Source organism: Tumebacillus flagellatus (genome assembly GCF_000714935.1).
Taxonomy (GTDB): Bacteria; Bacillota; Bacilli; order Tumebacillales; family Tumebacillaceae; genus Tumebacillus; species Tumebacillus flagellatus.
Map to the genome: position 1 here is coordinate 1 of NZ_JMIR01000005.1, position 19,378 is coordinate 19,378.

A 19,378-nucleotide genomic window follows, 5' to 3' on the forward strand; every position below is an offset into this window, starting at 1 on the left:
CTTGGTAGCGCGCACGCTTCGGGAGCGTGAGGTCCAGGGTTCGAATCCCTGCATTCCGACCAACTGAAACAGCATCACACAGCGAAAGCCTGATCTCTTCGGAGATCAGGCTTTTTTCGTTTTTCCATATCGAACTGAAAAGCAACCGATCAGACAACTTTCAAAAAAACGCCTCTGTCAGCGAACGGGCTGCAAGACGCCGCCGGTCTGGTAGGAATAACGAAGGGGAGCGGTTTGGCCCGCGAACACCGCTTCGAAGTTCTTGGTTTTCGGGTCGAAGGAAACGGAGGCCGCTTGCAGCTGCTGGTTGAGGTTGGCTTCTTGGAAGCCCCCGCCTGCGTACTTGTAGACGAAGGTGACTTGCGGAATGTCGGAGGAGGCGATCAACTCCGGCACCCCGTCGTTGTCGAGGTCGGCAGTCACGACGTGTCCTTGTGCCACCAGCAATGCCACGGGCTTTTGGTCGACCCGATAGAAATAATGCGTCTCCTGCGGGTTCGCCCCGCACACGCCCTTGATTCGCAAGAGCGGGCTGTGGTCCTTGAAGAGCGACTCCACTTTGACTTCCTCCAAGTTCGAAGACGCGAGGCTGCCGCTGGGACCGAGGGAGTAGAGGCTGTTTTTATCCTTGGAGATGAAAGCGGCGTAGAGGGTTTCGGAGTCCTTCCTTGTGCTGTACAGGAAAACCGTTCCGAGCGAGGTCGGAGTGGCTTTGATCAACTTTTTGGAGGCGGGGAGCAAGCGCATCGCTTTCTCCGGCGTCAAGGGAACGGCGGTGGAAGCAACGGCGATCTGTTGGATGTCGCGACCCACTACCGCCGGAGAGAAAGTCAACGCCACAGGCTTTGCTACCGCTTCTTGGGGCGGCGGTGTCGCCGAAGGGGAAGACCAAGCGGCGGCGGTGTATGCAGGGCCTCCCAAGAGACCCAGGCAGAGAACCGAGTGCAGGAGCAGGGTTGTTTTTTTCATTAGCAGGGCACCTCCTAGGGATGACAACAGGAGTATCCCACAGCGCTTCCCGCTTATGCGCGCCAAAAACAGGGTTCGACTCCCGAAGGAATCGAACCCCGTTACATAGAACGAAATTGTTTGACGGTCGTCCAGAGGATCGAGCCGACGAAGACCAGCAAGGAAAACCACGCATACAGGCGGTACCACTTCTTCACCTGTCCGCCGTGTTTGGCGGTGCGAAATCCGGCGACGGCGTCGGCGTGCGCCAACACGCTGTTGAACGGACTGCGGCTCTCTTCTTCCGGCAAGGGCTCCACGTACAGCTCCGACTCGTGCAATTTGCCGCGAGGGTGCATAAAAGGGCACCTCCTTTTACTTGTAGTATACCAAAAATTCTGTCTACAGTGAAACCTTGACTGTCAAATTGTGTCTAATCAAAAGCAAGGGGAAAGGGGGCGTTCTACCGATATGATCTTGTTCAAACGAATCTTTGGCATCTTCGCGCGCAACCTCTTCGGGTTGGCGGTGATGCTTGCGTTTATCATTCTGATTGCGTTTTTGCCGACGGCGTTCTCCGTGCGCGTGCCGGAACCGGCAAACGCGTCCGGCGGGTTGCGCGTGCAAGCGGTGCAACTCGACAAGCACTGGACGATCAGCGAAGGATCGGCGGCGTACATGACGATCAAAAGCGGAGGCGAGTCGGTCAACTTCAAATTCCCGGACGTCAGTGGATTTTGGGACGTTGATGTGGCCAAGCCTGCCAATATGAAGGGGGCGGCGGCCGTCGCGGTCGCGGGCGTCGACTCCGGCAACGCCCTGCGCGATCATCGGCTGCAAAGCGCCGAAGTGCTCGACGCCGCGCAATTTCCGCAAGCCAAATTCGAACTGCTTTCCGCGGGCTCTTGGCCGACACAGTGGGAAGCGAAAAAACTGCAACGCTTCCTCCTCAAGGGCAATCTCACGCTGCACGGCATCACCAAGCCGGTCGAACTCGACACGGAAGCCAAGTTTGTCGACGGCAAGATTCTGATGCAAGCGAAAGCGCCGCTGCACCTGCCGGACTTCGGGGTGCAGGACGTGGGCAGCGGATGGTTCAGCGCCGAAGCGGACGGACAAGTACAACTCCAGTTGATCTTGGAAGATCGGGGCGACAGCGCCCGGCCGGACGCGGCGCCGAACCCGCGTGCCGACATGACCACGATGTACAAAGCCAACGTCAGCATCGATCCCGGCTTGCAGACGGTCAGCGGCACCGTGGAGATTCAGACCCGAAACGACACGGGCACCCCGCAAGACGCGCTCTACTTTCATCTCTACCCCAATCAATTCGAACATACCGAAGACCTCAAAACTCCCGCGTGGAGTCGAATGCTGGGCGACCAATACAATCTGCCCGGCTGGATCGACATCTCCCGCGTGGAGGTCAACGGGCAGGAAGTTCCCGTCCACGTCCAGAAGACGTTGTTGGAAGTTCCGCTGTCGCACTGGCAACCGAACGCCGAAGCGGACATCAAACTGAACTTCCACTTGATCGTTCCGCGCAACTCCGGGCGCTTGGCGTACAACGAACACGAAATCTGGCTTGGCAACTGGCTGCCGATTCGCGCCGTGTATGAACAATCGGCGTGGCGGCTCGACCCGTACTACCCGATCGGCGACCCGTTTTACAGCGAGGCCGCCAACTATGAAGTCAACGTGACCGTCCCGAACTCCTACCGCATCGCCAGCACCGGGTCGGACACCGAGATCAGCGACGACGGCAAGTTGCGCCGCTATCGGATCACCGCACCGCAAGTCCGCGACTTTGCGCTGGTCGCGCTCGATGACACCTACACGTCGACCCAGCAGCAGATCGGCAACGTCCTCGTCAAAACGTGGTCGCGCAAAATGGACAACGCGTATGACGTGCAGCTCTTGCACGACACGGGTACGAAAGCGATCGAGTATTTCAGCAAGCACTACGGCACCTATCCGTTCCCGGAGTACGACATCGTGCCGGTCGGATTTTTCAGCGGCATGGAGTACCCGGGGTTGGTGTTCATCAACGGAGACTATTTCAACACGCCAGACCCCAAAGGCATGTTCACCGTCCTCCATGAAACGGGGCACCAATGGTGGTACAGCGCGGTCGGCTCCGATCAAATTCGCGAGTCGTGGCTGGATGAAGGATTGAACGACTACACCAACATCCGCTACCTGTTGGAAAACGACCCGATGAGAGCGAAGGGCATGATCGACGCGCGCGAACAGAACTTGAAAACCATTCAAGAATACGAAAAAAACGGCGAGCTCATGACCAACTCGCTCAACATGTTCTCCGGATGGGATACCTACGGCGGGCTGGCGTATCAAAAAGGCTCGCTGATGTTCTACCATCTCGACCAAGCGGTGGGGCAGGAGACGATGGACCGCGTGCTGCAGAAATACTACGCGACGTACCGTTACAAAAACGCGCACGGCGAAGACTTGATCTCGCTGTTTGAGCAAGAGCTCGGCCCGGACGTGCGCGCGTACTTTACCACCTGGCTGCACGGCGGCGTCGCCGAATTCACTCCGCGGGCGCAGCAGACCTCAACGGAAGGAGCGAAGCATCCATGACCAAGAGACGAATCACGGCGGCGGCCCTCGCGTTTGCCCTGTTGCTGCTCGGTTTTTTGTTCCTCGATTGGTACCGGGGCAACCACGTGGACGTGCAGACGGTTTACAACCTCGTCGAACCGGATCACATTCAGTTTTCCACGGACTCCTACACCACAAACGTGAAGAGCTTCCTCCACGACCTCGGGCAAGGAAATCTCGGATCTCTGAGCACGAGGGTACGCGGGGCGTACACCTCCACCGACATTCTGAAACTGCTCGCCCAGATGACGTGGCGCTCCGCCAAAGTGCTCGTGCCGGGCTTGCTGATCGGAACGGCGCTCGGGATGCTGTTCGGGTGTTTGACGTTTTTCTTGCCGGAGCGGTTGCGCAAACTGATCATCGGGTGGCATAATGTCCTGACGTCGATCCCGGATCTGCTCTTGATCCTCTTGCTGCAGATGCTGGCGATCAAGATCGACCAATGGACGGGCACGTACTTGATCGGCGTCGTGGAAGTCTACAACAAGCCGGTCAACTTCCTGCCGATCACGACGATCGTGCTGCCGATCTCTGCGTACCTGTTCCTCTACACGGTCAACGCGTGCCGGGAAGCGTTGCACCAAGACTACATCCGCACGTTGCGCGGCAAGGGCTTGCCGTTTGGGTACGTGTTTGTCAAACATGTGCTGCGACCGGCGGCCGACTCCGTGCTGACGGTGCTGCCCAAGATGGCGGCGTTTGCCGCTTCCGGGCTGGTCGTCGTCGAAAAACTGTTTAACTTGCCCGGCGTGACGTGGTTTTTTCAAGGCATCGCCGCGTTCTCCCCGATCATGGCGAAGTTGCTGGCGGTGATGCTGATGGTGTTGGCCATTTACTTTTTTGCGATCAAGATTGTGACGCAGTTGCTTCGCCTGTGGGTGAATCCGCTGCTCAGACGTTGACCGAGGAGGATGTTGGCGCATGACGAGAATCACAGAGCGACTGGGCATCGAACTTCCGCTGATCCAAGCGGGCATGGCGGGCGGTTCCACCACCCCGCAATTGGTGGCGGCGGTGTCCAATGCAGGCGGACTCGGAACTCTGGGGGCTGGATACATGACAGCCGACCAGATCCGCAGCGCGATCCGCGAAATTCGCGCGCTCACCCCGCATCCGTTTGCCGTCAACCTGCTGTTGACCGAACCGGTCGTGCCCGACCCGGAGCAGATCTCCGCAATGCAGGAAAAAATGAAACCGTTCCGCACGGAACTCGGCCTCCCGGACCCCGCGCCCGTTACAAAATTCGCAGAGCCGTTCGACGAGCAGATGGCGGTCGTGCTGGAAGAGCGCGTTCCGGTGTTCTCGTTTGCGTTCGGGCTTTTGCCCGCCCGCTGGGTGGAAGCCTGCAAACAGGCGGGCATCCTGATCTGCGGCACCGCCACGACCGTTCGTGAAGCGCTGTTGCTGGAAGCAAGCGGCGTCGACCTGATCGTGGGGCAGGGGATGGAAGCGGGCGGACATCGCGGGACGTTTGCCGGGCCGTGGCAGCAGGGCATGATCGGCACGATGGCGCTGATTCCGCAAATCGTCGACGCCGTCCGAATTCCGGTGATCGCAGCGGGCGGCATCATGGACGCGCGCGGGGTGGCGGCCGCGCTGGTGCTGGGAGCGGAGGCCGCTCAATTGGGCACGGCGTTTCTCACCTGCGTGGAGAGCGGCGCACATCCGCACTACCAGCAAGCGATCCTCGAAAGCACGGAGGAGCAGATCACGACGATCCGCGAATTCTCCGGCAAACCGGCGCGCGGGTTGACCAACGCCTTTCATGAACAGCTGGAACGGCACGCCGGCGACCTTCCGCCGTATCCGATCCAAAACGCGCTCACCCGCGACATCCGCCAAGCGGCGGCGAGGCAGAACCGCACCGAATTCATGTCCATGTGGGCCGGACAGGGGACGCGTCTCTCCCGCCGCGAATCCGCAGGAGAACTCGTGAAACGCATCGCCGAAGACTTGGCAAAATTTCATTTTTAAAAAACAGTCCCGTTCACGTAAATTGGTGAACGGGTTGTTTTTTTTGAGAAATTCCCAAGTTGTAATAAAAATTTTCGAAAAATACTTTACAACTCATTTGGGTTGTCATATATTTATAACCAATCGAAACAATTTTTTAAAACGTTTTCTAAAAAACAAGGGAGGAACATTCATGAACAACAAACGTTGGACTGCGTTGGCGGTTGTTTCGGCACTGGTATTTGCAGTGGCGACCACCGGTGCCGGCTCCACTTCGGCTTCGGCTGCCGGTGTGGGCAAAGACAAAGCGATCGACATGAAATTCAAACAAGGGAGCGCGGTGGCGAAAGTCGCGGCCGACTCCAAAGGCAAAGAGAAAGTGCTTTGGAACGACAAGAAAGGCGTGCCGAACTTCGTCTCCGGCAAAGTCTCGGCCAAGAAACTGAACAACGCGAGCGACGCTTCGCAAATCATGGAAGAGAACAAAGACCTGTTTGACATGTCTTCCGTTGCCGACGAGTTGAAACTCGACGTGCAATCGACCGACAACTTGAACACCAAGATGTTCAAGTACCAACAAGTCTACAAAGGCATTCCGGTCTTCGGCAACCAACTGATCCTGCACGCCGACAAAAACGGCGACGCAACCACGATCAACGGGTACTACGACCCGGAAGTGAAAGTCAAAGGCTTGAACACCAAAGCCAAACTTTCTTCCACCCAAGCGCTCCAAGCAGCGAAAAAAGACACCGGCCTGACCGATGTGCAACACTTCGACATCGAGAAAGCCGATCTCAACATCTACCAAGCGCAAGACAACTCGTACCACCTCGTCTACCTCGTCGAACTCTCGACGCTGGAAAACGACTCCCCGGCGTACTGGGACGTGTTTGTCGACGCGCATGACGGCTCCATCGTAAACAAAATCGACAAAGTCGAATTTGCGGCGGCCGTGGGTTCCGGCAAAGGCGTTCTCGGCGACACCAAGTCCTTGAACACCGAATCGACCGGCACCACCTACAACATGCGCGACATCACCAAGCCGATGTACTCAACCGGCGGCAAAATCGAAACCTACACCGCGAAAAACGGCACGACCTTGCCGGGCACGCTGTTGACCAGCAACGACAACACCTGGAACGACCCGGCTGCGGTTGACGCGCACTACTACGCGGGCGTCGTCTACGATTACTACTACAACAAACTCGGCCGCAACTCGTTTGACAACGCGGGCGGCACGATGAAACAAACGGTTCATTACAGCACCAAGTACAACAACGCGTTCTGGAACGGCACGCAAATGGTCTACGGCGACGGCGACGGCACCACGTTCATCGCTTTCTCCGGCGGCCTCGACGTTGTCGGTCACGAAATTTCGCACGGCGTCACCGAGCGCACGGCGAACTTGACCTATTCGTACCAATCCGGCGCGCTCAACGAGTCCTGGTCGGACGTCATGGGCAACCTGATCGAGAACAAGCCGGACGATCTCTGGTTGGTCGGTGAAGACATCTACACCCCGAACACCCCGGGCGACGCGTTGCGTTCGATGTCCAACCCGACCGCGTACGGCGATCCGGACAACATGGCGAACTATGTGAACACTTCGTCCGACAACGGCGGCGTGCACACCAACTCCGGCATCCCGAACAAAGCGTTCTACAACTTCGTCACCACGCCGGGCGTCACCCGTGACAACGCGGGGAAAGTCTGGTACCGCGCGCTGACCCAATATATGACCGCATCCTCGCAATTCTCCGATGCTCGTCAAGCGACGATTCAAGCGGCGACCGACCTGTTTGGCGCGAACTCCACCGAAGTGACCGCAGTTACCAACGCGTGGAACAACGTCGGCGTCGGGGCTCCGGTTCCGCCTCCGAACGACCCTTACGAGCCGAACGACACCCAAGCGACGGCATACGGTCCGATCACGTCCGGCACCGCTTATAACGGGTACATCTCTTCGAGCTCCGACGTCGACTGGTTCAAATTCACGACGGCTGATTCCGGCACCATCAACGCCTCGCTGACCAACTTGCCGAAAGACTACGACTTGTATCTGTACGATGCGGCGGGCACGCAGCTTTCGAAGTCGATCAACGGCGGCACGACCTCCGAGTCGATCGCCTACAGCGCATCGGCACCCGGCACGTACTACGTGAAAGTCATCGGCTACAGCGGCGCAAACAGCACCTCGGCGTACTCGCTGACCGTGAACTATCCGACCGTGGCTCCTGTTGGCACGTGGTACTACGAGACCAAAGCGTTCGACACTCCGCACCCGTACACCAACTCGTACACCGGTCCGGTGCACTCTTACACCAAAACCGGCGCAACCAAAGTCGGCCTGCACTTCTCGCGCTTTGAAACCGAATCCGGCTACGACTTTGTCAAAATCAAAGACAAAGCAGGCACTGTGAAATACTCCTACAGCGGCACGCAAGCTGCGTTCTGGGTCTATGTCGACGGCGACACGATCTCGTCGCAACTCACGTCCGACGCCTCCGTCACCGCATGGGGCTACTCGATCGACCAGGTGGCGTACTTCTCGGCGACTCCGCTGGTGACCGGCACCGTCTCCCCGGTCTACCCGATCCAAGGTCTGTAAGTTCAAAATCGATCAATCGAAAAGCCGCTCCCGCTTCCGTTTGGAAGTCGAGAGCGGCTTTTTTGATTGCGTTTTTTCTATATAAAGATACTTTGTCGGACATAGTAAATCAAACAACATCTTGCGTGAGGAGGGATGGCATGGAGAAAACTCGAAAGCCGCCCGTCAAATCCCCGCTTGACGGCAGCGGTGCCAATGTCCGCGGGTCGGCGGACGTCAAGGGATTGAACGCGGTTTCTCTTGCCGGAATCGGGATTGGCGGCATCATCGGAGCGGGGTTTTTTCTCGGTTCCGGACTCGCCGTTCACGAAGCGGGCCCGTCGGTGACGCTCGCGTTTGTGCTGGGCGGCCTGATCATGATGCAAGTGCTCGGCGCGATGACGACCATCAACGTCAACCGTTTGGCGCACGGTTCGTTTCGCGTCTATGCGGAACAGCTGCTCGGTCCGTTTTTCGGCTATCTGATCGGCTGGGTCGTTTTTGCATCGGGGGTATTGGGCTTGGGCTCGGAAGCGCTGGCGATGGGCGTGTTTGCACACTTGTGGTTGCCGCACGTTCCCACGCCGCTGCTCTCCTTGCTCTTCACGCTGGCGGTGGTGGGCTTGAATGCGCTCGGCGTGCAGAATTTCGGGCGCATCGAGACGGTGCTCGGCGCGGTCAAAGTGTTGGCGTTGTTGGGGTTTATCGCGCTGGGAACGTACGCGATCGTCCGCCAAGGGGCGTTGGTGTCGCCGACGCCGTTCTCCGGGACGGGGGCGTTTTTTCCAACCGGGGTTTCCGGGTTGCTGCAGTCGATGCTGGTCGTCTTGTTTTGCTTCTCCGGCATCGGAGCGGTCGCGATGGCGTCCTCCGAAGCGCAGCACCCCAAGCGGGACATTCCCCGCGCCGCCGTCTATTTGACGGTTGGCATCATCGCGCTGTACGCCGTCTCGATGCTGGTGCTGGTGTCGTTGACGCATTGGAGCTCCGTCTACACGGACAAATCTCCATTTGTGCAAGCGTTGACGGCAGGAGGGCACGGAGTGGCGGCAAGCGTGATGAACGCCGTCATCCTCGTCGCCGCGTTTTCGGTGATGGCGGCGACGTTTTACTCCACCATGCAGATGCTCGTGTCCCTTGCCGAAGGACAGAAAGCGCCTCATGCGTTCCAAAACCGCACAGGCGGCGGGCTGTACCGCAACGCGTGGCTGGTGGTCGGGGGAGCGGCGCTCGTTGTGGTCGGCAGTTCGTACGTGATGCCGTCGAGTCTGTTCAACTATCTCGTGTCGGCTTCGTCGTACTTCACGTTCCTCAATTGGAGTTTGAACTTGACCACTTATCTCGCCTGGCGGAAAAAGAAGCGCGCCGACGAAACGTTCCACTCCAACTTGATCTGGGGGAAGGCCGGGGCGTTTGTGACGATGTTCGCCATCGTCGTGCTGGCGGCGATGTCGCTTTGGGTGCCGGACTTCCGGATGGGCGCGTACTTTGCCGCCGGAATCATCGCCGTCGTTTGTTTGTCGTACTTGGGGTGGAGTAGTAAGGGGCGCACGGCGCGGAAATACTAGCGGTAAGGTTCTCTTGTAACGACAAGGGTGTTCATGTATAATATTTACCAAGTGACTGGTACGGGTTTCTGGTGACACGAACTAGGACAAGGTTTGGAATACGGCTTTTTTTATAATGGAGGTGTAGATTTGAGCAAGACGAACAACAAATTGTCGATCATCCCGTTGGGCGGCGTTGGGGAAATCGGCAAGAATATGACGGCTTACGTATTTGGCAATGACATCATCGTGGTGGACACGGGTCTCAAGTTTCCGGAAGAGGAGATGCTCGGCATTGACATCGTCATCCCGGACATCACCTACTTGATCGAGAACAAGAACAAAATCCGCGGTGTCTTCCTCACGCACGGTCACGAAGACCATATCGGGGGACTCCCGTACTTTCTGAAGCACATCAACGTTCCTGTGTACGCCACCCGACTGACTCTGGGGTTGGTTGAGGGCAAGCTGCGGGAGCACAATCTCCTCGATGTCACCAAGCTCATCACCATCTCCCCGCGCGTGGGCATCAAAGCGGGCGTCTTCACCGTCACTCCGTTCCTGAACAACCACTCCATCCCGGACACGGTCGGGTTTGCGATCGACACGCCGGAAGGGATCATCGTGCACACCGGCGACTTCAAATTCGACTTCACGCCGGTTGACGGGCAGCATGCCGACATGTACATGCTGGCGGCTCTCGGGGAGAAGGGCGTCCTCGCGATGCTGTCCGACTCCACCAACGCAGAGCGCCCGGGCTTCACGATGTCCGAGCGAGTGGTCGGTCAAACGATCGACGACGCGTTCCGCCAAGCGGACCGCCGCATCATCCTCGCGACGTTCGCGTCCAACTTGCACCGGATTCAACAAGTTTTCGAATCCGCTGAGAAGTTCGGCCGCAAAGTGGCTGTCGTCGGCCGCTCGATGGTCAACAACATCAACGTGGCGATTGAACTGGGCTACTTGAACGTTGCCAAGGGCACGCTGATCGACGCAGACGACATCAACAAACTCCCGGCTGACAAAGTCGTCATCCTCTCGACCGGTTCGCAAGGCGAAGCGATGTCCGCGCTGACCCGCATGGCGCGCGCGACGCACCGCAAAGTCGAGATCATGCCGGGTGACACCGTCATCATCGCGTCTTCCCCGATCCCTGGCAACGAAAAATACGTCTCGCGCACGATCGACCAACTGTTCCGCATCGGCGCGAAAGTCATCTACCAATCGGTTTCCGGCGTTCACGTCTCCGGTCACGCTTCCCAAGAAGAGCTGAAGTTGATGCTCTCGCTGGTGCGTCCGAAGTACTTCATCCCGGTCCACGGCGAGTACCGCATGCTCAAGAAGCACATCGAACTCGCAGTCGGCACCGGCGTCGACCCGGACAACTGCTTCATCGTGGACATCGGCGACCAGATCGAACTGCAAAACGGCAAAGCCCGCATCGGCGCGAAAGTTCCGTCCGGCACCGTTTTGATCGACGGTCTCGGCGTCGGCGACGTCGGCAACATCGTCCTGCGCGACCGCAAACTGCTCTCGCAAGACGGCATCCTCGTCGTCGTGGTCACGCTCTCCAAAACGGACGGCACGATTCTTTCCGGTCCGGACATCATCTCGCGCGGCTTCGTCTACGTCCGCGAGTCCGAGCAACTGCTGGAAGAAGCGAACAAGATCGTCACGAACACCTTGCAGCGCATGGTGTCCGAAAACGTCAGCGAATGGTCTTCGCTCAAGACCGGCGTGCGCGACGCGCTCAGCCGTTTCCTCTACGAGCAGACCCGCCGCCGTCCGATGATCCTGCCGATCATCATGGAAGTCTAATCAAACAATTGCGTAAAGTCCTGATCCTCTCCGGAGGGTCGGGACTTTTTTGCAGGGTACGATTTCGCATAGACAGGGGGGAGGTGGTCATACTACGGAGGAGAACGATGAGGAGAGTGGTCACATGCAAGAATGGTTGAATGGGAAGATGGACATGCCGCCGGGCATTCCTCCGGTTGCGCCGCAATCCCCGCCGCCGGGCATGCCGCCGATGGACCTTCCGATCGGCAAAGGACCGGCTGACAACATTGAAGCGCTCGGCACCCCGTCCGTTCCGGACACAGGGGCTTCGAACATCTATTGCATCTCGGTGATCGGGCAAGTGGAGGGGCACGTCGTGCTTCCGCCGCAGAACAAAACCACCAAGTACGAACACATCATTCCGCAACTGGTCGCTGCGGAACAAGATAAAAAAATCGAAGGCGTTCTGATCATCTTGAACACCGTCGGCGGCGATGTCGAGGCCGGGCTGGCGTTGGCGGAGATGATCTCGTCGTTGAGCAAACCGACCGTCACGTTGGTGCTGGGCGGCGGGCACTCCATCGGGGTGCCGATCGCCACCGCGTCGGACTACTCGTTTATCGCCGATACCGCGACGATGACGATTCACCCGATTCGCTTGACCGGACTCGTGATCGGCGTTCCGCAATCGTTTGAGTACATGGAAAAAATGCAAGAGCGCGTGATTCGCTTCGTCACCACTCATTCGAACGTGACGGAAGACCAGTTCCGTGAACTGATGCTCAAAACCGGCGAGTTGGCGCGTGACATCGGCACGACGGTCGTAGGGCGAGATGCCGTCAAGTACGGGCTGATCAACGAAATCGGCGGCATCGGGCAAGCACTCAAGAAGCTCAACGAAATGATCGGGAATTACCGTGAAGGCATCTACAAAAAAGAGGTGATCCAGTGATGTTGATCTGGTCCATCGTGCCGGAGGAATTCGTTTTTGAAGGCATGGATACGGTTCAATACAACTGGGTGGAACGAGACGTGCAAGGCGTGAAGATGGTGGTCGAGCCGCTCGCCGACAAACCGGGCCAAGGCAGGATCGTCCGCTTGCTGTGCCCGAAACCGGATTCGTACTTGAACCCGGCGTTTCAACCGGGGCAGATTGTCAACCTGATCTAGTCAACTTGATCCAGTCAACCTGATCCAGCGAAGGGAGGGACAGAGATGTCGACAGAATCGAAACTGCGGGAAGTGCTGGACAGCGGGCAAACGGTGAACATCACGCTCTCCAACAACAAACCGCACCTCGCGGAATCGGAAGGTCTGCAAACGGTCACGGGGCGCATCGTCTCCACGAACACGCCGGACGTGGTGCAAGTGCAGCCTCTTGACGGAGCACCCGTGCCGGTGCCGGTTTCCCGAATTTTGGTCATCGAATAATACTGAATCGAACTTTCTGCGAAGAACCCTTGTCGATGCGGACAAGGGTTTTTTACTGTATCACTTCCTTAATTAATAGAGTTCAGTTTGGGAGGGGTGTTTTTTTCATACGAAGGGAAGGAAATCGGAGGAAATCGGAGAAACTTTTAGATGGTAAGTTTCTAAGAACGGAGCGAAACTATGGCAAGAGCAAAACCGAAACCCAAACCGAAAGACCAAGGCGCGAGCAAGATCGACCAGGCCAAAAACTTCCTCAAGTACGAAATCATCGGCCTCTCCCTGATCGCGGCGGCGATCTTAGGGTTGGCGGCATCCGGCTGGGTGGGACGCACGATCGACTATGTGTTCATCTTGCTGGGCGGCAATTTCGACTGGTTGCTGGAGTGGTACATGATCTACTCGGCGCTCTATCTGATGATCTACCGCAAGCGGTTGAAGATGAACGCGCGGCAATGGGGGATCGCGCTGTTTTTGGTCGTGATCTTGACGTGGTCGCATCTGAATCTGTATGACGATTTGAACAAAGCGCATTTTAAGGAACCGCCGAACATGTGGAGCGTCACGCTGGACCGCATCAACAAACAGGCGGAGTTTAACACTTCTGTGCCGGTCGGACAGACGGGGAAAGTCATGCCCAAACCTTCCGCCGGCGGCGGTCTGACCGGCTACGTCGTGTTCATGTCCACGCATTGGCTGTTCGACACGGCGGGCACTCTGTTCGTGTTGCTCGTCGGCGGTTTGATCTCGATCTTGCTGTTCACCAAGCGCTCGCTCGTCGTGACGCTTGGAAACGGCAAAAACAAAGCGGCGAAGCGCATGGCGGGAACGTGGGAAGCTCTGCGCGAGTGGCCGAGCCTGTTGCGGGAGAAGAAAGAAGCCCGCCGCGAGGAGAAAGCGGAGCGCGCCGCGGAGCAAGCCCGTTCCGACAAGTCCGATCCAAAAGCGAAAGCAAAAGCGCCGGGCAACGTCGTCTCGCTGTTTGACACCCCGCCTTGGGACGAGCACGAAGACGAACACGCTGTCGAGGCACAAACCGGTGCGAAGGAAGCGGTGTTTGCATCGGCAACGCCTGCCGAGCCGCAAGCGGGAAGCGACGACCTCGGCTTCACCGTGCGCAGCTTTGCCGACCAACTGATCCGCGAGCAAGAGTGGGAGACAAGCGAACCGGCAGGCGCAGAAGGCTCGCCGTCGATCGAACTGCCGCGCTTCGTCCAAGTGCCGGACTCGCCGCAGATCAAAGTGCAGTTCCCAAGCGAGCCGTTCGCCAAGCCGAAGGAAGCGCCCGCATCGACTCCCTCCATGCCGTCCGTCAAGCCGGTGCGCGGAGTGCCGGGCGAAGCACAGCCGGAGGACGTGAAGATCGACTTCACCCCGGCGGTGGAAGATCACTACGAGATCCCGCCGCTCTCTCTGCTCGATTTGCCCAAAAACGGGCCTGCCCGCGTCGGGATCAAAGCCGTGAAGTCGAACGCCCTCAAACTGGAGCAGACGTTTGAGAGCTTCGGCGTGCAAGTCAAAGTCGTCAATGCGCAGATCGGCCCGACCGTCACGCAGTACGAAGTGCAACCGGCGACCGGCGTTAAAGTGTCCAAGATCGTCAACCTCGCGGACGACATCGCGCTGGCGCTCGCCGCCAAGGACATTCGGATTGAAGCGCCGATCCCCGGCAAGTCGGCAGTCGGCATCGAAGTGCCGAACTCGGAAGTCGCCGTCGTCACCCTGCGCGAAGTGTTGGAGACGCCGGAGTTTTTGCAAAGCGACAACAAACTGAGCGTCGTGCTCGGCCGCGACATCTCCGGGCAGCCGATCGTCGGCAACCTCGCCAAGATGCCGCACGTGTTGGTCGCGGGGGCGACCGGCTCCGGGAAATCGGTTTGCGTCAACGGGATCATCACGTCGATTCTGTACAAAGCCAAGCCCTCGGAAGTCAAATTCATCATGGTCGATCCGAAGATGGTCGAGTTGAACGTCTACAACGGCATTCCGCACCTGATGGCTCCGGTCGTCACCGACCCGCGCCGGGCGGCGTACGCGCTCAAAAAAGTCGTCGCGGAGATGGAACACCGCTACGAGCTGTTCTCCAAGACCGGCATGCGCAACATGGACGGCTACAACGCGATGATGATCGAGAAGGGCGCCCAACCGCTCCCGTACATCGTCGTCATCGTCGACGAGTTGGCCGACCTGATGATGGTCGCGCCGGGGGACGTGGAAGACGCGATTTGCCGCTTGGCGCAGATGGCGCGCGCCGCCGGCATCCATATGATCATCGCGACACAGCGCCCGTCGGTCGACGTCATCACCGGCGTCATCAAAGCGAACATCCCGTCGCGTATCGCGTTCGCCGTTTCCTCGCAAGTGGACTCGCGCACGATTCTCGACGGCTCCGGAGCCGAAAAACTGCTCGGGCGCGGCGACATGCTTTATCTGCCGGTCGGTGCGTCCAAACCGGTTCGCGTGCAAGGGGCGTTCCTCTCCGACGCGGAAGTCGAACGGGTCGTCTCCTACGCCAAAGCACAGGGCGAAGCGAACTACACCGTTGACCTCAGCGGGCCGAGCAACGACGACGAGAAGGGCGGGGGCGACGAAGATCTGGACGATCTGTTCTACGACGCGGTCACGCTGATCGTCGAGACGCAGCAAGCGTCCGTTTCCTTGCTCCAACGCAAGCTCAAAGTCGGCTATGCCCGCGCCGCGCGGCTGGTCGACCAAATGGAAGACCGCGGGTTTGTCGGGCCGTTTGAAGGCAGCAAACCGCGCGAAGTGCGCGTCACCCGCGACCAATGGGCGATGATGCAACAACATGGTGCGACTTCCGAATGAATCGGAAGTCGCTTTTTTTGCGAGAATATCACTCAGGTGGTAAAGATTGTGTTTTCAGCATTGAGATTTTGTAAATGTGCCAAAAAGTTCTGGCGTGAACGGGTCGAAACTTGTAGAATAGGTATGGTGTCAGACATCTGACCAAGGAGGTTCATGTGAATATTCGTCAGGACACTCGTCCTCTGTACATGCTGGTTATCGATCGCGTGAAGGAACTGATGAGCAACGGGGAATGGACACCCGGCACCCGATTGCCCTCCGAATTTGAACTCGCCAAGCAATTCGGCGTCTCGCGGGCCACGCTTCGCGAAGCCCTGCGCGTGTTGGAGGAAGAAGGCGTGGTCGTGCGCCGTCACGGCGTCGGCACGTTCCTGGCAGACCGTTCTGTCGTGCGGGCGGGCATCGAGCAACTGTTCAGTGTGACCGAGTGGATCGAACGGGCCAACCGAGTGCCGGGAACCATCGAGAAGCAGGTCCGGGAGATGCTGCCCTCGGAGGAGGATCGCGACCGGCTCAGCCTCAGCGAACGCGAACAGATTTACTTCATGACGCGCATCCGCACCGCTGACGGTGATCCTGTCGTCTATTGCGAAGACCGCATCCCAACCCGGATGCTTCGTCAGGGGTGGAAGGGATTCAGCGGTTCCCTGTTCGAGTTGTTGGAAGCATCGGGTCATCCGATCGCGTATGCGCAGACGGAAATCAAACCTGTCGCGCATCATGACAGCGTTTTCGCGTTACTCGGCGTGCGTCCGGGAGAAGCGCTGCTCTTGCTGGAGCAGTTGCACTTTGACGTTCACGATCAACCTGTGCTGCTGTCATCCAACTACTTCCGTACGGATACGTTCCATTTCCATGTGTTGCGCCGTCGTCCGTAGCGCGGACTCATCGAACTCATGCAAGAAACTTTACGCAAGAAATCGGCAAGCAATGGGAAACCTACTTTCAGTACATACCTTGCATCGGGAATCCGATGAGATGTTCTGACCAAAAACACCCAAAGTGAGGGACAAATAGGATGAATGCGAAAAAAGTAATGGGTCTCGCTGTAACTTCCGTGATGGCTGCTTCTTTGGTGGCCGGCTGCGGCACTTCCAACAACAAGGCTGACAACAACACGCAAGGTGGCACCACCGGCGGCAAGAAGATGACCATCGCGATGGTTACCGACGTTGGCGGCATCCACGACAACTCTTTCAACCAATCGGCCAACGAAGGTCTCGACCGTGCGTCCAAAGACCTCGGGATTGAAAAGAAAGTCGCAGAATCCAAGCGTGCGGAAGACTACACGCCGAACCTGAACTCGTTCGTCAAGGGCGGCAACACCGACCTGACCTGGGGCATCGGCTTCCTGATGGCGGACGACATCAAGAAAGTTGCACTTGCCAACCCGAACTCCAAACTGGCGATCATCGACTCCGACCTCAGCGGCGACATCCCGAAAAACGTCGAAGCTGTCACCTTCAACGAAAACGAAGGTTCCTTCCTGATGGGCGTACTCGCGGCGAAGATGTCCAAAACCCACAAAGTCGGCTTCGTCGGCGGCGTGAAGTTCGCGCTGATCGAGAAGTTCGAATACGGTTTCAAAGCGGGCGTCAAAGCGGTTGACCCGACCGCACAAGTCACCGCGGTCTACGCAGACGCGTTCGACAAGCCGGACAAAGGGAAGCTCCTCGCGTCCCAGCTCTACCAACAAGGCGATGACATCATCTTCCACGCAGCGGGCGCAACCGGCGACGGCGTCTTCGCAGAAGCGAAAGAACGCGGCGCAGGCTACTGGGTCATCGGGGTTGACCGCGACCAATACGACCTCGCTCCGAAAAACACCCTGTCTTCGATGGTTAAGCGCGTTGACAACGCGGTATACGATGTAGCGAAAGACCTGCAAGCCGGCAAGTTCGAAGGCGGCACCGTCCGCACCTTCTCGCTGAAGGACGGCGGCGTCGACTACGCTCCGACCACCAAAAACAACACGCCGCAAGACGTGATCACGTTGATGGACGACTACAAGAAGAAAATCATCGACGGCTCGATCAAAGTCCCGGCAACCGCAGACGAGTTCAACAACTTCAAGTAAGTTCGTAACCCAAACAAGGCTGGTGAGCAACCACTAGCCTTGTTTTTGGGTAGTAGACCCGGAATTGCAGGGAGGGAATGCTGTGCCGGCTGTCGTTGAAATGCTGGGGATCACCAAGCGATTTAATGGTTTTACAGCAAATGACAACATCAACTTAATCGTACAAAAAGGTGAAATTCACGCCCTGCTTGGGGAAAACGGAGCAGGGAAGTCCACGCTCATGAATACGTTGTTCGGGCTCTACCAACCGGATGAAGGCGAGATTCGCATCCGGGGAGAACGGGTGAACATCACCGACCCGAACATGGCGAACCGCTTGGGCATCGGCATGGTGCATCAGCACTTCATGCTGGTCGAGCCTTTTACCGTCACCGAGAACATCATCCTCGGCATGGAACCCAAATTGGGTGCCAAGATTGACATTCGCAAGGCGGAGCGCCAAGTCCAGGAACTCTCCGACCGCTACGGGTTGCGCGTCGATCCGAAAGCGAAAATCCGCGACATCTCCGTCGGGATGCAGCAGCGCGTGGAAATTCTCAAAACGCTGTATCGCGGAGCCGAGATTCTGATCTTCGACGAGCCGACGGCGGTGTTGACCCCGCAAGAGATCGGCGAGTTGATGCAGATTATGAAAAACCTCGTCTCCGAGGGCAAGACGATCATCTTCATCACGCACAAACTCAAGGAAATCATGGCGGTTTGCGACACTTGCACGATCATACGCAAGGGCCAGTACATCGGTTCGGTCGCGATCCAGGACACCAACGTCGACGACCTCGCGTCGAAGATGGTCGGCCGCCACGTCACGTTTGAAGTGGACAAAACCCCCGCTCAACCGAAAGGCCCGGTGCTGCAAGTCCAAAACCTCGTCGTCGAAGGCAACCGGGGAGCGGACGCACTGCGCGGTTTAAGCTTGGAAGTTCGGGCGGGTGAAATCCTCGGCATCGCCGGGATTGAAGGCAACGGCCAGTCGGAGTTGATCGAAGCGATCACCGGTCTGCGCAAGATCAAGTCCGGGTCGGTCCTCTTGAACAACAAGCCGATCGAGAACAAAAAAACGCGCCAGATCGTGGAAGCGGGCGTCGGGCACATCCCGGAAGACCGGCACAAGCACGGTCTCGTCCTCGACTATACCATCGGTGAGAACATGGTGCTCCAAACCTATTACCAATCTCCGTTTGCCAAGCGCGGCGTCCTGCGCTACAACGCGATCTACGAGTACGCCCGCAAACTGATCAAGCAGTTTGACGTGCGCACGCCGAGCGAATTCACTCCGGCCCGCGCGCTCTCCGGCGGGAACCAGCAGAAGGGGATCATCGCCCGCGAAGTGGACCGCAACCCGGACCTCTTGATCGCGGCGCAACCGACGCGCGGTCTGGACGTCGGGGCGATCGAGTTCATTCACAAAAAACTCGTCGAGCAGCGCGACGCAGGCAAAGCGGTTCTGTTGATCTCGCTGGAACTCGACGAGATTCTGAACGTGAGCGACCGCATCGCCGTCATCTACGAAGGCCAAATCGTCGGCATCGTCCAACCGGAAGAAACCGACCATGATCAACTGGGTCTGATGATGGCCGGCGGCGGCAAAGGCAAAGGGGGGAAATAGCCATG

15 protein-coding genes are annotated in these 19,378 nt (G+C 58.0%); 13 read left to right on the forward strand and 2 right to left on the reverse strand.

From position 1 onward, the window contains the following. Window positions 1–177 precede the first annotated feature (177 nt). Together EL26_RS04945 and EL26_RS04950 are read right to left on the reverse strand one after the other, a co-directional pair. Window positions 178–969: a hypothetical protein gene (locus tag EL26_RS04945; RefSeq protein ID WP_038085220.1), complete on the reverse strand. Its 792-nt coding sequence runs from the start codon at window positions 967–969 to the stop codon at window positions 178–180. A 101-nt stretch (window positions 970–1,070) separates the two neighbouring features. Beyond that, the gene (locus tag EL26_RS04950) at window positions 1,071–1,307 is read right to left on the reverse strand and encodes a hypothetical protein (protein WP_038085222.1); all 237 of its coding nucleotides are present in this window, start codon (window positions 1,305–1,307) and stop codon (window positions 1,071–1,073) included. A gap of 112 nt (window positions 1,308–1,419) precedes the next feature. Between EL26_RS04950 and EL26_RS23465 the strand changes: the two genes are divergently transcribed. From EL26_RS23465 to EL26_RS05015, 13 genes are all read left to right on the forward strand, one after another. Next, on the forward strand, window positions 1,420–3,549 hold the full coding sequence (locus EL26_RS23465) for a YceI family protein (protein WP_052036011.1): 2,130 nt from the start codon (window positions 1,420–1,422) through the stop codon (window positions 3,547–3,549). After that, on the forward strand, window positions 3,546–4,472 hold the full coding sequence (locus EL26_RS04960) for an ABC transporter permease subunit (protein WP_038085223.1): 927 nt from the start codon (window positions 3,546–3,548) through the stop codon (window positions 4,470–4,472). Before EL26_RS23465 ends, EL26_RS04960 begins: the two co-directional genes overlap by 4 nt. Before the next feature lie 19 nt (window positions 4,473–4,491). After that, on the forward strand, window positions 4,492–5,544 hold the full coding sequence (locus EL26_RS04965; protein WP_038085224.1) for an NAD(P)H-dependent flavin oxidoreductase: 1,053 nt from the start codon (window positions 4,492–4,494) through the stop codon (window positions 5,542–5,544). A gap of 172 nt (window positions 5,545–5,716) precedes the next feature. Continuing rightward, complete coding sequence (locus tag EL26_RS04970) at window positions 5,717–8,131, forward strand: M4 family metallopeptidase (RefSeq protein WP_052036012.1); 2,415 nt, start codon at window positions 5,717–5,719, stop codon at window positions 8,129–8,131. A gap of 140 nt (window positions 8,132–8,271) precedes the next feature. After that, complete coding sequence (locus EL26_RS04975) at window positions 8,272–9,678, forward strand: amino acid permease (protein ID WP_081856984.1); 1,407 nt, start codon at window positions 8,272–8,274, stop codon at window positions 9,676–9,678. A gap of 129 nt (window positions 9,679–9,807) precedes the next feature. Beyond that, a complete protein-coding gene (locus EL26_RS04980; RefSeq protein ID WP_038085225.1) occupies window positions 9,808–11,475 on the forward strand; it encodes a ribonuclease J in 1,668 nt (555 codons plus the stop codon). 148 nt (window positions 11,476–11,623) lie between these two features. Continuing rightward, complete coding sequence (locus tag EL26_RS04985) at window positions 11,624–12,388, forward strand: ClpP family protease (protein WP_420802054.1); 765 nt, start codon at window positions 11,624–11,626, stop codon at window positions 12,386–12,388. Next, window positions 12,388–12,606, forward strand: a complete 219-nt coding sequence (locus tag EL26_RS04990) for a YlzJ-like family protein (protein ID WP_038085234.1) — start codon at window positions 12,388–12,390, stop codon at window positions 12,604–12,606. The genes EL26_RS04985 and EL26_RS04990 overlap by 1 nt, the downstream gene beginning before the upstream one ends. Before the next feature lie 45 nt (window positions 12,607–12,651). Beyond that, entirely contained in the window at window positions 12,652–12,867 is a 216-nt protein-coding gene (locus tag EL26_RS04995) for a hypothetical protein (RefSeq protein WP_038085236.1), read from the forward strand. Between the two features lie 180 nt (window positions 12,868–13,047). Next, window positions 13,048–15,690: an FtsK/SpoIIIE family DNA translocase gene (locus tag EL26_RS05000; protein ID WP_081856985.1), complete on the forward strand. Its 2,643-nt coding sequence runs from the start codon at window positions 13,048–13,050 to the stop codon at window positions 15,688–15,690. A gap of 155 nt (window positions 15,691–15,845) precedes the next feature. Further along, window positions 15,846–16,568: a GntR family transcriptional regulator gene (locus EL26_RS05005; protein WP_038085238.1), complete on the forward strand. Its 723-nt coding sequence runs from the start codon at window positions 15,846–15,848 to the stop codon at window positions 16,566–16,568. A gap of 140 nt (window positions 16,569–16,708) precedes the next feature. Next, on the forward strand, window positions 16,709–17,767 hold the full coding sequence (locus EL26_RS05010; RefSeq protein WP_038085240.1) for a BMP family lipoprotein: 1,059 nt from the start codon (window positions 16,709–16,711) through the stop codon (window positions 17,765–17,767). Between the two features lie 82 nt (window positions 17,768–17,849). Beyond that, window positions 17,850–19,373: an ABC transporter ATP-binding protein gene (locus tag EL26_RS05015; RefSeq protein WP_173424606.1), complete on the forward strand. Its 1,524-nt coding sequence runs from the start codon at window positions 17,850–17,852 to the stop codon at window positions 19,371–19,373. Window positions 19,374–19,378: the final 5 nt, after the last annotated feature.

Excerpts from the sequence above, each read along its gene's own strand:
- EL26_RS04945 (WP_038085220.1), bottom strand. The coding sequence starts at position 969 with ATGAAAAAAACAACCCTGCTCCTGCACTCGGTTCTCTGCCTGGGTCTC.
- EL26_RS04950 (WP_038085222.1), bottom strand. The coding sequence starts at position 1,307 with ATGCACCCTCGCGGCAAATTGCACGAGTCGGAGCTGTACGTGGAGCCC.
- EL26_RS23465 (WP_052036011.1), top strand. The coding sequence starts at position 1,420 with ATGATCTTGTTCAAACGAATCTTTGGCATCTTCGCGCGCAACCTCTTC.
- EL26_RS04960 (WP_038085223.1), top strand. The coding sequence starts at position 3,546 with ATGACCAAGAGACGAATCACGGCGGCGGCCCTCGCGTTTGCCCTGTTG.
- EL26_RS04965 (WP_038085224.1), top strand. The coding sequence starts at position 4,492 with ATGACGAGAATCACAGAGCGACTGGGCATCGAACTTCCGCTGATCCAA.
- EL26_RS04970 (WP_052036012.1), top strand. The coding sequence starts at position 5,717 with ATGAACAACAAACGTTGGACTGCGTTGGCGGTTGTTTCGGCACTGGTA.
- EL26_RS04975 (WP_081856984.1), top strand. The coding sequence starts at position 8,272 with ATGGAGAAAACTCGAAAGCCGCCCGTCAAATCCCCGCTTGACGGCAGC.
- EL26_RS04985 (WP_420802054.1), top strand. The coding sequence starts at position 11,624 with ATGGACATGCCGCCGGGCATTCCTCCGGTTGCGCCGCAATCCCCGCCG.
- EL26_RS04990 (WP_038085234.1), top strand. The coding sequence starts at position 12,388 with ATGTTGATCTGGTCCATCGTGCCGGAGGAATTCGTTTTTGAAGGCATG.
- EL26_RS04995 (WP_038085236.1), top strand. The coding sequence starts at position 12,652 with ATGTCGACAGAATCGAAACTGCGGGAAGTGCTGGACAGCGGGCAAACG.
- EL26_RS05000 (WP_081856985.1), top strand. The coding sequence starts at position 13,048 with ATGGCAAGAGCAAAACCGAAACCCAAACCGAAAGACCAAGGCGCGAGC.
- EL26_RS05010 (WP_038085240.1), top strand. The coding sequence starts at position 16,709 with ATGAATGCGAAAAAAGTAATGGGTCTCGCTGTAACTTCCGTGATGGCT.